Origin of the sequence: Nocardia sp. NPDC004568, assembly GCF_040609955.1 — a bacterium.
Taxonomy (GTDB): Bacteria; Actinomycetota; Actinomycetes; order Mycobacteriales; family Mycobacteriaceae; genus Nocardia.
In genome coordinates this window covers 1-12701 of record NZ_JBEXLL010000034.1, presented here as the reverse complement: position 1 = coordinate 12701, position 12701 = coordinate 1, and the positions used below count along the sequence as shown (strand labels likewise).

Annotated in this window: 12 protein-coding genes and 1 tRNA gene; 3 read left to right on the top strand and 10 right to left on the bottom strand. The window is 67.7% G+C overall.

Translation table 11 applies throughout. The features are described 5' to 3' along the window. Nucleotides 1-45: 45 nt before the first annotated feature. The 5 genes from ABZV91_RS16995 to ABZV91_RS16975 form a co-directional block, all read right to left on the bottom strand. Nucleotides 46-1092 (bottom strand): ABC transporter ATP-binding protein, encoded by a 1047-nt coding sequence (locus tag ABZV91_RS16995; RefSeq protein WP_355242056.1) that lies wholly within the window; start codon nucleotides 1090-1092, stop codon nucleotides 46-48. After that, nucleotides 1089-2483: a branched-chain amino acid ABC transporter permease gene (locus tag ABZV91_RS16990; protein ID WP_355242053.1), complete on the bottom strand. Its 1395-nt coding sequence runs from the start codon at nucleotides 2481-2483 to the stop codon at nucleotides 1089-1091. The genes ABZV91_RS16995 and ABZV91_RS16990 overlap by 4 nt, the downstream gene beginning before the upstream one ends. Further along, on the bottom strand, nucleotides 2480-3517 hold the full coding sequence (locus ABZV91_RS16985) for a branched-chain amino acid ABC transporter permease (protein ID WP_039823921.1): 1038 nt from the start codon (nucleotides 3515-3517) through the stop codon (nucleotides 2480-2482). The genes ABZV91_RS16990 and ABZV91_RS16985 overlap by 4 nt, the downstream gene beginning before the upstream one ends. Before the next feature lie 94 nt (nucleotides 3518-3611). Then, the gene (locus tag ABZV91_RS16980; RefSeq protein ID WP_355242050.1) at nucleotides 3612-4802 is read right to left on the bottom strand and encodes a branched-chain amino acid ABC transporter substrate-binding protein; all 1191 of its coding nucleotides are present in this window, start codon (nucleotides 4800-4802) and stop codon (nucleotides 3612-3614) included. Between the two features lie 243 nt (nucleotides 4803-5045). Then, nucleotides 5046-5642: an ANTAR domain-containing response regulator gene (locus ABZV91_RS16975; RefSeq protein ID WP_030523743.1), complete on the bottom strand. Its 597-nt coding sequence runs from the start codon at nucleotides 5640-5642 to the stop codon at nucleotides 5046-5048. A gap of 221 nt (nucleotides 5643-5863) precedes the next feature. On the opposite strand from ABZV91_RS16975, the gene ABZV91_RS16970 reads away from it, so the two are divergent. Then, a tRNA-Leu gene (locus ABZV91_RS16970) sits at nucleotides 5864-5950 on the top strand. 97 nt (nucleotides 5951-6047) lie between these two features. Here ABZV91_RS16970 and ABZV91_RS16965 read toward each other — a convergent pair. Genes ABZV91_RS16965 through ABZV91_RS16955 form a run of 3 tightly spaced genes read right to left on the bottom strand, consistent with a single transcriptional unit; the run spans nucleotide 6048 to nucleotide 8387 of the window. Then, nucleotides 6048-6662 (bottom strand): hypothetical protein, encoded by a 615-nt coding sequence (locus ABZV91_RS16965; RefSeq protein ID WP_355242047.1) that lies wholly within the window; start codon nucleotides 6660-6662, stop codon nucleotides 6048-6050. Further along, complete coding sequence (locus ABZV91_RS16960) at nucleotides 6659-6967, bottom strand: helix-turn-helix transcriptional regulator (protein WP_355242044.1); 309 nt, start codon at nucleotides 6965-6967, stop codon at nucleotides 6659-6661. The genes ABZV91_RS16965 and ABZV91_RS16960 overlap by 4 nt, the downstream gene beginning before the upstream one ends. A 52-nt stretch (nucleotides 6968-7019) precedes the next feature. Then, complete coding sequence (locus ABZV91_RS16955) at nucleotides 7020-8387, bottom strand: DUF1214 domain-containing protein (RefSeq protein ID WP_355242041.1); 1368 nt, start codon at nucleotides 8385-8387, stop codon at nucleotides 7020-7022. A gap of 399 nt (nucleotides 8388-8786) precedes the next feature. Here ABZV91_RS16955 and ABZV91_RS16950 point away from each other — a divergent pair, with 399 nt between their 5' ends. Continuing rightward, nucleotides 8787-9416 carry a low molecular weight phosphatase family protein gene (locus ABZV91_RS16950; RefSeq protein ID WP_355242038.1) on the top strand — a complete coding sequence of 210 codons (630 nt, stop codon included), beginning with the start codon at nucleotides 8787-8789 and terminating at the stop codon, nucleotides 9414-9416. A 249-nt stretch (nucleotides 9417-9665) separates the two neighbouring features. Beyond that, entirely contained in the window at nucleotides 9666-10073 is a 408-nt protein-coding gene (locus ABZV91_RS16945) for a hypothetical protein (protein WP_355242035.1), read from the top strand. Between the two features lie 19 nt (nucleotides 10074-10092). Here the strand turns inward: ABZV91_RS16945 and ABZV91_RS16940 are convergent, their stop codons facing one another. Continuing rightward, nucleotides 10093-11019 (bottom strand): acyl-CoA thioesterase II, encoded by a 927-nt coding sequence (locus tag ABZV91_RS16940; RefSeq protein ID WP_355242185.1) that lies wholly within the window; start codon nucleotides 11017-11019, stop codon nucleotides 10093-10095. After that, nucleotides 11012-12430 carry a pyruvate kinase gene (gene pyk, locus ABZV91_RS16935; protein WP_355242032.1) on the bottom strand — a complete coding sequence of 473 codons (1419 nt, stop codon included), beginning with the start codon at nucleotides 12428-12430 and terminating at the stop codon, nucleotides 11012-11014. The genes ABZV91_RS16940 and pyk overlap by 8 nt, the downstream gene beginning before the upstream one ends. Between the last annotated feature and the right edge of the window lie 271 nt (nucleotides 12431-12701).

Genomic DNA, 12701 nt, shown 5'->3' with positions numbered 1-12701 from the left:
GCGGCGCGGCGCCGGTGTCCTTCGAGAACTGGTCCGATGTCGTGGTCAACCCCGCTCCTCCGATCCGCGCCCGGCGTCGCCGGCCGCGTCCTGCTCCGCGCGCAGTGCCGCCGTGGACGCCGAGATATCCGCCGAGGTCAGGTCCTCGTCCGGTACGCCCAGGTAGGCGGCGATGACCGCCGGGTCGGTACGGATCTGCTCGGGCAGGCCGTCGGCGATCTTGCGGCCGAACTCCAGCACCACGATCCGATCGGTGACCCCCATCACCAGCCGCATATCGTGCTCGATCAGCAGCACGGTGAACCCGTCGTCGCGGATCTTGCGGATCAGGTCCATGAGCGCGGATTTCTCGCTCGGATTGAACCCGGCGGCCGGTTCGTCCAGGCACAGCAGTTTGGGTTCGGTCGCCAGCGCCCGCGCGATCTCGAGGCGCCGCTGGTCGCCGTAGGAGAGATTGCGGGCCTTCTCCACCGCGCGCGGCGCGATCCCCACGAACTCCAGCAGCGCCATTCCGCGTTCGATCGCATCCCGTTCCTCGCGGCGATGCCGCCGGGTCCGCAGGATCGCCCCGGGCACCGAGGTCCGGTGCCGGGCGTCGGTGCCCACGACCACATTCTCCAAGGCGGTCATCTCCCCGAACAATCGCACGTTCTGGAAGGTCCGGGCGATTCCGAGCCGGGTGATCGCGTTGCGTGTGGTCTTGGTGAGCGGTTTCCCGTCGAAGTACACCGCGCCCACCGCGGGCCGGTACACCCCGGTGATCGCGTTGAAACAGGTGGTCTTCCCGGCGCCGTTGGGCCCGATGAGGCCCAGGATCTCGCCGCGCCGGATCTCGAAAGTCACCGCTTCGAGGGCGGTGAGCCCGCCGAACGTCACGGTGAGGTTCTCGGTACGCAACAGCGGCGCCCCGACCTCGGTCCGGATCTCGCGGTGCGCGGCCACCACCTCGGCCACCGTCGCCGCGTCGGCGAGCGCCGGATCGACGGCGGTCACATCGACCTCCCCGGCCGATTCGACCGGCTGCTCGGCGGTGTATCCGGCGGCCAGGTCCTCGTTGTCGAACAGCGCGTCGCCCGCGTTCGGCCCGGTCACGACGTCGCCTCCCCGGCGGGCCGGCGGACGGCCCGCACGATCTGCCGGCCGTAGGCGAGCAGTTTCTGCCGGACCGGGAACAGGCCCTGGGGTCGCAGGATCATCATCACCACCAGTGCGATTCCGAAGTACAGATATTTGAGGTCACCGAGGCTCTGCGCACCGCCGGAAAAGAACATGAGCACACTGCTCAGGAGCAGCACGGCGTACACCGCGGCGAGCACGGTCACCGCGAGATACCCCCAGCGCCACGGGCCGGTCAGCTCCCGGGCCCGCAGCCGCCAGCCCACCGCCAGCGCCGCAACCACCACGATCGCGACCGTGAGCTGGATGTATCCGGTGGTCTCGTCATCGGTGATCTCCACCGACATCAACCGGTTCGGCAGGTACACCACCAGGAAGGCCCCGACGATCACGCCGAGTTTGTTGCCCTGGCCGCCGATCACCACCGCGCACAGGAACAGCATCGAGTTGATGATGTTGAAGCCGGTCGGGTTGATGAACTGCACCTGGCCCGCGAACAGGGCGCCGGACAGGCCGCCGATCCCGGCGCCGATCATGAACGCCCACAGTTTGAACTTGAAGGTGGGCACCCCCATGATCTCCGCGGCGTCCTCGTCCTCGCGAATGGCCACCCACGCCCGGCCGACCCGGCTGCGTTCCAGGTTTCCGACCAGCAGCAGCACCGCTACCACGGCGAGCATGCCGACCCAGTACCACCAGGTGCCGGAGTTGGCGCGGTCGATCAGGTCGGAACTGTTCGGATCGCCGACATTGCCGGTCGAGAAGACACCGTTGGGCCGGGATTCCGATTCGCCGATATGCGGATAGGCGATCCCGGCCAGGCCCAGGCTGCCGTTGGTGAGTTCACCCAGGTTGTCGGCGAGCAGCCGGACGATCTCACCGAAACCGAGGGTCACGATGGCCAGATAGTCCCCGCGCAACCGCAGCGTCGGCGAACCGAGGATCAGTCCGGAGACCGCGGTCACCAGAATGGCCAGCGGAACACACGCCAGCCACGCCCAATCGGAGTGCAGCCAGCCGCCGTCGGTCTGATTCCACGGACTGTTCGGACTGGTGAGCAGGCCGACGGTATACGCGCCTACCGCATAGAAGCCGACATAGCCGAGATCCAGCAGCCCGGCCTGGCCGACCACCACGTTCAGGCCGATGGCGATCAGGGCGTACATGGCGAACTGTGCCATGACCCCACCGAAACTGGTCCCGGGGGTGTCCAGCAGCGGCGGCGGGAACAGCGGCAGCAGCGCCAGGACCGCGAGGGCGGGAATACCCACCGCCCACTGCGCCGGGCGGCTCAGCCCGGCCCACCAGCTGCGGATCTCGTCGCCCAACCCGTGCCCGGCGGTTTTCTCGATCTGCACCGTGCTCATGTGCGGGCCCTCCCGAGACTTTCACCGAGAATGCCGGTGGGCCGGAAGAACAACACCAGTACCAGTACCACGAACGCCACCACGTCACGCCATTCGGTGCCGAACAGCATCTGGCCGTAGTTCTCGACCAGGCCGAGCAGCAGACCGCCGAGCAGGGCGCCGCGCAGATTGCCGATACCGCCCAGCACCGCGGCACTGAACGCCTTGATACCGAGCACGAACCCGCCCGAGAAGATGATGGCGTTGGGGATCTTCATCACGTACAGCATCGCGGCGGCGCCGGCCAGCAGACCGCCGATGAGGAACGTCAGCATGATGACCCGCTCCCGCGAAACCCCCATCAACGTGGCGGTATCGGGATCCTGGGCCACCGCGCGGATACCGCGCCCGAACCGGGTGCGGTTGATGAGCACCTCGGCCAGGACCGCCAGTGTCACCGCCGACACCACGATCACCAGCGTCACATTGGTGACGTCGGCGCCGCCGATGGTGAACTGCACCGTCGGTTCGACCAGCATGATCGGCTGCTGCGCATTGGTACCACCCAGGTCCGGCCACAGCTTCGGCAGTACGAAGTGCACGAATTCCTGGAGTACGAACGACATGCCGATCGCGGTGATCAGGAAGGTCAGCGGTTTGGCGCCGCGGCGGCGCAGCGGCCGATAGGCGGCGCGCTCCAATCCGACCGCGGCCGCACCCGACACGGCCATACCGAAGATCATCGCCAGGCCCATATAGGTCACCGTGAGGATCACGCCCTGGCTGTAGACATTGCCGCTGGGCGCGAACCCCAGCAGCATCAGGCCCACGTACTGCCCGAACATCCCGAGCATGAACACTTCGGAATGCGCGAAATTGATCAGCCGGAGTACCCCGTAGACCAGGGTGTACCCCACCGCCACCAGCGCGTATATCGCGCCGTAGGACAAACCGTCGACCGTGAGCCGCCAGAACTGATCGATCACGCCCTGGTAGTTGAAGTCGATCGATCCCTGCGCGAGTACGGCCGCGGCGGCCGGCAAGGATGCTGTCATTCGAAATCCGCCCTCATCATCATCGGACCCTCACCCGAGCAGCGCGCGCTACGCGCCCCCGGCGAATGCCGGGGCGCGTACCGCCCGCCGGCCGTTATCCGACCTTGTAGACCCAGATCAGCGCGGAGGACAGTTCCCCGTCGGCATTCCACTGGTAGTGCCGGGCCAGACCGTCGCCGCTGTAGCCGCGGACGAACTCCAGCAGGTCGGGACGGGTGAGTTTGCCGGCATCGATACCGGCCGCGAGGATGGTGGTCAGGTCGTAGCCCTCGACCGAGTACACGCCGGGGGCCTGACCGTTCAGTTCCTCGTAGGCCCGGGTGAACTCCTCCGGTCCCGGACCGCACGGGCAGGACAGCAGCGCGCCTTCCGACGAGCCGCCCGCCTGGGAGACGAACTGCGGATCGTTGGTGCCGTCGGCGGAGACGAAGGTCGCGTCCACCCCGCCGGACCGCAGCTGCTGTACCAGCGGCGCCGCCTCGGCGTAGTACCCGGAGTAGAAGACCGCGTCCGGCTGTGCGCCGGAGATCTTGGTGACGGTGGCGGAGAAGTCCTTGTCACCCTTCTTGATACTGGCCGCGCAGGCCGGATCGGCGGCCGCGCCCAGCCCGGCGGTGATGCTCTGGGCCAGGCCCACGCCGTAATCGGTGTTGTCCTGGACCACGCACACCTTCTTGTAGCCGGCCGTACCGACCAGGTACTTCGCCACCGACGGACCCTGCACGTCGTCATTGGCCAAGCCGCGGAAGAAGGTCTTCCAGCCGTTCTTCGTCAGCGTGGCGTTGGTGGCCGAGGAGGAGACCGCGACCAGCCCGGCGTCGCTGAGGATCTGCCCGGTGGCCTTGGTCTCGCCGGAGAACGCGGGGCCGACCACGCCGATCACCGACGGATCGTTCACGATCTGCGGGATGACCTGGCTGGCCTTCTGCGGATCGCCCTCGGTGTCGTATTCCTTCAGCTTGATCTGGCAGCCCGGATTCGCCTTGTTGTGCTGATCCAGGGCCAGTTTCACGCCGTTGACGATATTGATGCCCAGCGCCGCGTCCGGGCCGGTCAGCGCGCCGGCCATGGCGATGGTGGTGGTCGGCGGGCAGGTGGCCGCCCCGTTGCCGGCCGGATCGGCCGCGGCGGCGGTATCGGCGGCCGGAACTTCCTTACCCGCCGAGTCGATCTGCATCAGCGGTTGGATGGACAGTCCCCCCGCATTCGACGTTTCCGCATTCTCGGTGGTCTTGTCACCGCATCCGGTCAGGACCAGCACGGCGGCCGCCCCGATACTCACCATTCCGCGTACCGTGCGTCCGCGCCGGGGGGCACCCGACAGCCATATCGAACCGAGCACGATCTACCCCTATGTTCCTCATCAACCTCGGCCGGCCGAGGGAGCCGAAGACTCCGACTCGTGAGAAACATAGCTCCGGCATGTTGATCCCGTGTCACATTCGGATCATCGGGATGATGTCGTCGCAAATTATTTTCCGGCTTGTGTTTCCGGGGTGTTAAGGCTGGTCCGCACCCCTCGCGGGGCTTACTGCGGGGTGAGGTTCTCCAGGACCACCTCGGCCACCGCCTTCATCGTGGTGCGGCGGTCCATGGCGGTGCGCTGGATCCATTTGAAGGCCTGCGGTTCACTGAGCCCCTGCGTCTGCATGAGTACACCCTTGGCCCGTTCGACGAGTTTACGGGTCTCCAACCGCTCGGAGAGGCCCGCGACCTCGCTCTCCAGCGCGGTGATCTCGTGGAACCGGCTGGCCGCCAGTTCGATCGCCGGAACCAGATCGGATTTGGTAAAGGGTTTCACGAGGTAGGCCATGGCACCGGCGTCACGCGCCCGCTCCACCAGGTCACGCTGACTGAACGCGGTCAGGATGACCACGGGCGCAACACGTTTCGAGGCGATCTCGGCCGCGGCATCGATTCCGTCGCGGCGCGGCATCTTCACATCCATGATCACCAGATCGGGCCGGTGCTCCACCGCGAGGTCCACCGCCTGCTGGCCGTCCCCGGCCTCCCCCACCACCTGGTATCCCTCTTCGGTCAGCATCTCGACCAGATCCATCCGGATCAACGCCTCGTCTTCGGCGACGACCACGCGTTTCGCCGCGGCGTCCGCACTCGTGCTCATAAACGACCCCTCTGGTTCCGATGCCTCGTCCCGAGAGCACGGACGACGGATCCCGGCCGGAGCACGGCCGTCGATCCGCCGTCACGCGATCGGGTGGTGTAGAGACTACCTTTCACCGTGATCGGCGGTGCATATACCCTGCGTAACACGGTTCCGGCGCTATCGCGGCCCCCGCGATTCGGTGTTCCGGGCGCGCAGCCGCTACTATGAGCACCCGGTGCGCCGAGTTGGCGGAACTGGCAGACGCGACGGTCTCAAAAACCGTTGTCCGAAAGGACGTGTGGGTTCGAGTCCCACACTCGGCACCAAGGTCGGACGGTATTTCCGGATCGGGCCGTCCCCTCTCCCCTCACACAGTCCGCAGTGGGTCCGCGGTGGCTCGCGCCCCGGGGTCCGCGCGCTGCGTCACCGCGTCCGAACCCCCGGCAACCGGCGGCCGTGCGTCGGCTCCCCCGCCACCTCTCCGAGCAACGACACCGCCGGGCCGACCCGCGCGGTCATCCGCGACCGCAGCTCCCGGATGTATCGGCGCCGCCGCGGCGATACCGTCGCCCGGCGCACGACACCCCGCAACCGTTCCGCCGGCGATCGTCGCGTCCGCCGCCGCACATCACCCACGCGCTGCGCGATCAGGGTGGTCGCGCCCAGTTCGACGAACACCATCTCGTCGTCGTGGGCACCGGCCTCGGCGATCGCGCGCCGGGCCTGGTGATCCAACGCGGCGAGCCCGTCGGCGGCGAGGTGCTTCGCCAGCACCCGGGCCCGCCGGGCGCGATACCGGAGCCCGGTGCCCTCGTACAGCACGGTTTCGAACTGTTCGGCGACCCAGAACGGGCGCAGCAGCCGCGGCACCGCGTACAACTCGGCGGTCAGTTCGCGCCGCCGGGCATCACCGGCGGGATAGAGGCGCACCAGCAGCCGCAGCAGGAAGCCGGGGAAGAATCCGAAGATCGCCACCGCGACGAGGAAGGCGGCGAGGCCGTGCCATGAGGCCACGGTCTCCAGCAGTGTCGTCATCATGTCCACCCCAGGTCCATTGCGGAGAACCGGCGGTCGGCGCGCGCCGCGCGCACCGTGGCGGCCAGTTCCAGTTTTCCGTGTTCGGTCAGTTCGTAATAGCGCCGCGGCGGGCGCCGCTCGGTCAGCGTCGCCGGATCTTCCCAGCCGTCGGTCAGCCAGCCCTCCCGCAGCATTCGGGCGAGCATCGGATAGAGCACCCCGGACCGGACGCCGGACCGCCGGGCGAGGTCGTAACCCCAGTGCCGGGCATCCGGCTCGGCCAGCAGGGCCACGGCAACCCCGATCAGCGCGTGGGTCTTTCGCACCCCCGTAGTCTACATAGGTAGCGAAAGACCTGTAGGAGACGGATCCCCGCTGTCACACCCGTGGCGTGACAGCGGGCGGCGACCAGCTGCCGTCGAGAACGCCGGATTCGGGCCAGTAGGCGCGCAGGTAGAGCGAGAATGCGTCATCGGGCGCGGGCAACCAGTTGGCGAGCTGTCCCGGATCGCTGGGGCCGGCGCCGCCGACCGTGAGAGTGAGCGATCCGTCGTCGCCGTAGGTGAGATCCTGATTCCTGGTCCCCAGCGAATATCGATCCAGTTCGTTGGAATGGAAGAAGTGCTGCCTGTTGTAGACCGTCAGCGACCAGAAAGCCCGGACCGGCGGCAACTGCCCGGCGGGAAAGTGCACGGTGTAGGTGCGGGCGCCGTGCAGGCGGTGACCGGTGTCGTCGAGGTCCTGATAGAAGCAGGCGGTTTCGTCCGGAGTGTTGGCGAAGATGTTCGACTTCGCCATCGCGGTCCGGGACAGATAGTCGGTCCCGAACGTGGCGCCGTGGTGCCGGGTGGTCCAGTACCGGGCCACCGGCATCCCGATATTGCGGAACTCGAACAACTCCGCCACCACCGCGTCGGTATCGGCCGCCGTCTGCCGCAGCACCTCGGCGATCTCGCGATCGTGCGCGGCCGCGGCCAGCACCGCGCGGAACCGCGCGTACAGGGCCTGCTCGCCGGGTCGCGCCGGTACCTCGTCGAGCACCTCATCCAGTACACAGAAGAACTGATTCGGATCCACCCATTGCCTCTCGTGCCGCCCGCGGCGGACGGAACCCGCGCCGAAGGCGGGCATCGAGGACCGGTCGGCGATCCGCACACTCCCGTCGAACTCCGACAGCGGAAACATGGTGATCCGGTCCACCAGTGGCGCGATCGCCGCGCGATCGCGCGCGGTGTCGTCGAGGAAGACCCGGGGGATCACCACCCCGCAGCGGGTGTCGTAGCGGAGGACGCCGGTGATCCCGGTCGGTACCGTGCCGGTCCAGGATTCGTGGGCGAGCAGATAGAACCCGGGCGCGGTCCCGTACACGGCGCCGAGCCGGGCGAACGAATCGGTGCGCTGATCCAGCGCCTGATACACCCAGAACCGGTCACCGAATTCGGGCACCTGCACGACCGAGGGCTCCAGCCGTGCGTCCAGGACACCGAACCCGTGCAAGAGGTCCTGGTCCGGACAGGCGACGAGCCGTTCCTCCGGGCGGATGTAATCGCCCAGCATGCTCAGCGTCCCGGGCGGACCGGCGGGCGCGACCCCGGCCAGTAGTCCGGGCTCGGGGAGCTGTGCCATCGCGACGCGGCGATTGTGCATATTCACCAAGGGCCAGCCCCACAGGTACGCCGTCCGCGCCACCGCCCGCGCGTAGTCCGGTGTCACCTTCGAACCCACGACGCCGACAGAACCGGCCATGAGCAGCCACCTTCCCTCGCCAGACGGTTCTTCCGGGCATACTCCGGCGACCGTACGCCGCGGCCCGCGACGGCCGGTTCACCCGGACCGGGTGAACCGGCCGTCGCCGCGGTGCGGGTGGATCGTTTCGTCGGCGGCGAGACATATCGGCGTCCGCCATCCCAGGACCGGTCGGGAGTCCCGCCGGGATCGCCTCGGAATGCGAGTTGCCGCCACCACCGACACCCGAGGCCCGGCACGACCGGCTCGGTATTCACGGGAACATTTTTCGTACCGGCGGGAAAATTCGGGCCGTATTCGTGTACGGCACGCTACACGCAGATGAATTGACACTCGTAAGGCTGTGATATTGCACAGAGACCGGCGCTGCGCACAGGCAGCGCGAATTACCGTTGCGCTATGCACATCCTGTTCGTCTGCAATGGAAACGTGTGCCGCTCGGTGATCGCCGAACGGCTCACCTGTTCCATCGCGGTCGAATACCGGCTCCCCGGCATCACCGCCGAAAGTGCCGGCACTCGCGCCCTGGTGGGGTTCCCGGTGGAACCACGGGCGGCCGAGGCCATCACCGGGCTCGGTGGGGATCCCAGTGGATTCCGTGCTCGCAAACTCAGACCCGAGCATATCGACCGCGCGGATCTCGTACTCACCATGACCGAGAACATTCGCGACGAGGTGGGCGAAACGGCCGCCGGTTCCCACTCCCGGACCTTCACGCTGCTGGAGGCCTATCGGATCGCCCGCGTCACCGGCGCCCGCACCGTGGCCGACCTGCATCGTCACCGGCACAACCTGTCCCGGGTCGGACGGGAGAACATCGCCGACCCGGTGGGCCTGTCGGCCAAGGCGTACTGCGAGGTCGGTGACCGGATCGCCGAGGCCCTGGTGCCGCTGCTGGTCGCCTTGGCCCCCGCCGCCACGCCCGAGGATCAGCACTGGGGCCGGCCGCCGCTGGTGGTCCGGCCGAATGCCGCCACCACTCGGCTCTCACCGCTGGTCGCGGCCCAGCACACCGCCTGGTACGCATGAGGACTCGAGCCCGAACACCGGTCCGACCGGCGCGGGGGCCGGCGCCGGCTACGCGGCGCGGGCCGCTGCCGGACCGCGGCGTGCCGGGCACCGCGAACCCGCGGCCGGACCGCCCGCACCCGCCCGGCCGGCCGCGAATACCGACGCGCGACCTGACTTTCCACGTTCAGGGCACTACACTCGCCATCCGGACCATCGATCCGAAGAATCCGATCCCGTTGCAGGTTCGACACACGACAGGAATCAGGCATGCCGAAACGCATTTCGGATGTTTCGCTTCATGTTTATGTGACACCGGAAATCCTGGACGACCTCGTCGACACCGTGCGAGCGGAACTGGACGAGCATCTGGGCGACGGTGATATCTGCGCGTGGCGCTTCACCCTGCCGGTCGCCGAGGACGATTCCCGGCACCGCGAGTTCGACAATCGCTGGCGTACGGCCAATCCGGGGGCACAGCCGCAGGGGCACGCCACCTTCGAGATCGCACTGAGCCTGGCCGGCGACCCGGCCGAACTCACCGACGGCTATCTCGCCGCCCTCGAACACCGGCTGCTCCGGGGTCTGGACGCGCACGGCCCGGGCGCGCCGTTCACCTTCAGCACCGAACAACGCACCGATCCCGAGTGGGAGCCGCTGCTGCCGGAGCGCCTCTGATCCGTCAGTTCCCGAGTGCTCAGCGGCGGGCCGGGAAGTGCCGGATCACGCCCTCCTGCACCGTGGTGGCCAGCAGGTCACCCGCGCGCGAGTAGAAGCGGCCGGTGGCCAGGCCCCGCGATCCCGCGGCGACCGGGGACTCGGTGGAGTACAGCGCCCAGTCGTCGAAGCGGAACGGCCGGTGGAACCAGATGGAATGGTTCACCGTGGCGGCCACGATCCGGTCCAGACCCCACGACAGACCATGCGTGGTGAGGATCGAATCGAGCACGGTGGTGTCGGAGGAATAGCTCAGCGCCGCGACATGGATCAGCGGATCGTCGGGCAGGGTGCCGTCGGCACGCATCCACACCCGGTTGTGGTTGAGCTTCTCCCCGGTCCCCTTGAGGATCCAGGCCGGATCGTTCGTGTACCGCATATCGATCGGATGCGGGGCGTTCACGAACATCTCGAGTTTGTCCTCGAACCCGGCGAAGCTCTCCTGGATTCGCGGCAGCGTCTCCGGATCCGGCACCTCGGGCCGCTCGTGCGCGTGCTCGAGGCCCTTGCCCCACTCCTGGAACGACGCCAGCATGACGAACAGTTCCTGGCCGTCCTGGGTGGCGGTGACCGTACGGTTGGCGAACGCCCGGCCGTCGCGGTGCCGCTCCACGTGGTACTCGATCGGCTTCTTCACATCGCCGCCGCGCACGAAATGCGCGTTCAGCGCGTGGATCGGGCGGTGTCCGGCGGTCCGGCCCGCCGCGATCACCGCCTGGGAGACGAGCTGGCCCCCGAAGGTCCGGCTGGACACCTTCGCCGGATGGTGTCCGAGGAAGACGTCCTCGGACACCTCGTCGAGATCCAGCAGTTCCAGCAGGGTGTCCAGATCGGTGTGGTTGTCCGTCTCCGGGTCGCCGACCGGCGCGCTCACCGGGCGGCTCCGCGATCCTCGGTCATCAGTGATCCTCCTCGCCGATGCGGTGCACATGGATCAGGTTGGTGGAACCGACGGTACCGGGAGGAGAGCCCGCGACGATGACCACGAGGTCGCCCTTGCGATACCGGTTCATGCTCAGCAGCGCCTGATCGACCTGTTTGATCATGGCATCGGTGCTGTCCACGGTGGGCACGATGAAGGTTTCGGTGCCCCAGGTCAGCGCCAGCTGACTGCGCACTTCCGGAAGGGGGGTGAACGCCAGCAGCGGCAGCGGCGTGTGCAGCCGGGCCAGCCGGCGCACCGTGTCACCGGACTGGGTGAAGGCCACCAGCGCCTTCGCGTTGAGACGTTCCCCGATATCGCGGGCGGCGTAGGAGATCACACCGCGCTTGGTGCGCGGGGTATGGGTGAGCGGGGGGACATTGGTGGATTCGGTCTCCACCGCGTGCACGATGCGGGCCATGGTGCGCACCGTCTCGATCGGATACTTGCCGACCGAGGTCTCCCCGGACAGCATGACCGCGTCCGCGCCGTCGAGCACCGCGTTCGCCACATCCGAGGCCTCCGCGCGGGTGGGCCGGGAGTTCTCGATCATCGATTCGAGCATCTGGGTGGCGACAATGACCGGCTTGGCGTTCTCGCGCGCCATCTGGATCGCCCGCTTCTGCACGATCGGCACCTGCTCGAGCGGCAGTTCCACACCGAGGTCGCCGCGGGCCACCATGACCGCGTCGAACGCCAGCACCACGGCCTCGAGGTTGTCGATGGCCTCGGGCTTCTCCAATTTGCCGATCACCGGTACCCGGCGGCCGACCCGGTCCATCACCTCGTGGACGAGTTCGATATCGGAGGGAGAGCGCACGAAGGACAGCGCGATGAAGTCCACGCCCAGGTTGAGGGCGAATTCCAGATCCTCGATGTCTTTGTCGGAGAGCGCGGGCACCGACACATCCATACCCGGCAGCGAAACACCCTTGTTGTTGCTGACCGGGCCGCCCTCGGTCACCTCGCACACCACGTCGTTGCCCTCGACGCGGATCACCTCGAGCCCGACCTTGCCGTCGTCGACCAGCAGCCGGTCGCCGGATTTGGCGTCGGCGGCGAGCTGTTTGTAGGTGGTGGAGACACGGTCGTGGCTGCCGACGATGTCGTCGACGGTGATCCGCACGGTCTCACCGGTTGCCCAGACCGTCCGGTCCTCGGCGAAGCGACCCAACCGGATCTTGGGGCCTTGCAGATCGGCGAGTATGCCGACGGCGCGGCCGAGATCGTCGCAGGCCTGCCGCACCTTCTTGTAGTTTTCGGCGTGGTCGGAGTGTTCGCCGTGGCTGAAATTGAGCCGGGCGACATCCATACCACTCTCGACGAGCTCTCGAATACGTTCCTCGGTGGCAGTGGCCGGCCCGAGGGTGCACACAATCTTCGTCCGTCGCATCACGTGTCGAGCCTAATCCTGCCGAGTTGTTCCGTTCCGCCCGCCCCCGGGCGATGCGCCGGACCGAACATGCGGCGAATCAGCGGGCAGACCTGCGAAGCTAACTCTGCCATACGAAATTCACCGAACAGCTACACATTGATGAACTCCGCGCTACGGCATACGCGATCGGGCACCGGCCGGACCGTCCGGCCTCAGACGCGCCCCGGGTCGCCGCGACTCGCGAACCCCCCGGGAAACGGCGCAGACCCCCGGCGGCGCCGGGGGTCTGCGG

Coding starts and splice junctions, on each gene's coding strand:
- ABZV91_RS16950 (WP_355242038.1), top strand. CDS start 8,787: ATGCACATCCTGTTCGTCTGCAATGGAAACGTGTGCCGCTCGGTGATC.
- ABZV91_RS16955 (WP_355242041.1), bottom strand. CDS start 8,387: ATGGCCGGTTCTGTCGGCGTCGTGGGTTCGAAGGTGACACCGGACTAC.
- ABZV91_RS16990 (WP_355242053.1), bottom strand. CDS start 2,483: ATGAGCACGGTGCAGATCGAGAAAACCGCCGGGCACGGGTTGGGCGAC.
- ABZV91_RS16945 (WP_355242035.1), top strand. CDS start 9,666: ATGCCGAAACGCATTTCGGATGTTTCGCTTCATGTTTATGTGACACCG.
- ABZV91_RS16980 (WP_355242050.1), bottom strand. CDS start 4,802: ATGGTGAGTATCGGGGCGGCCGCCGTGCTGGTCCTGACCGGATGCGGT.
- ABZV91_RS16975 (WP_030523743.1), bottom strand. CDS start 5,642: ATGAGCACGAGTGCGGACGCCGCGGCGAAACGCGTGGTCGTCGCCGAA.
- ABZV91_RS16965 (WP_355242047.1), bottom strand. CDS start 6,662: ATGATGACGACACTGCTGGAGACCGTGGCCTCATGGCACGGCCTCGCC.
- ABZV91_RS16985 (WP_039823921.1), bottom strand. CDS start 3,517: ATGACAGCATCCTTGCCGGCCGCCGCGGCCGTACTCGCGCAGGGATCG.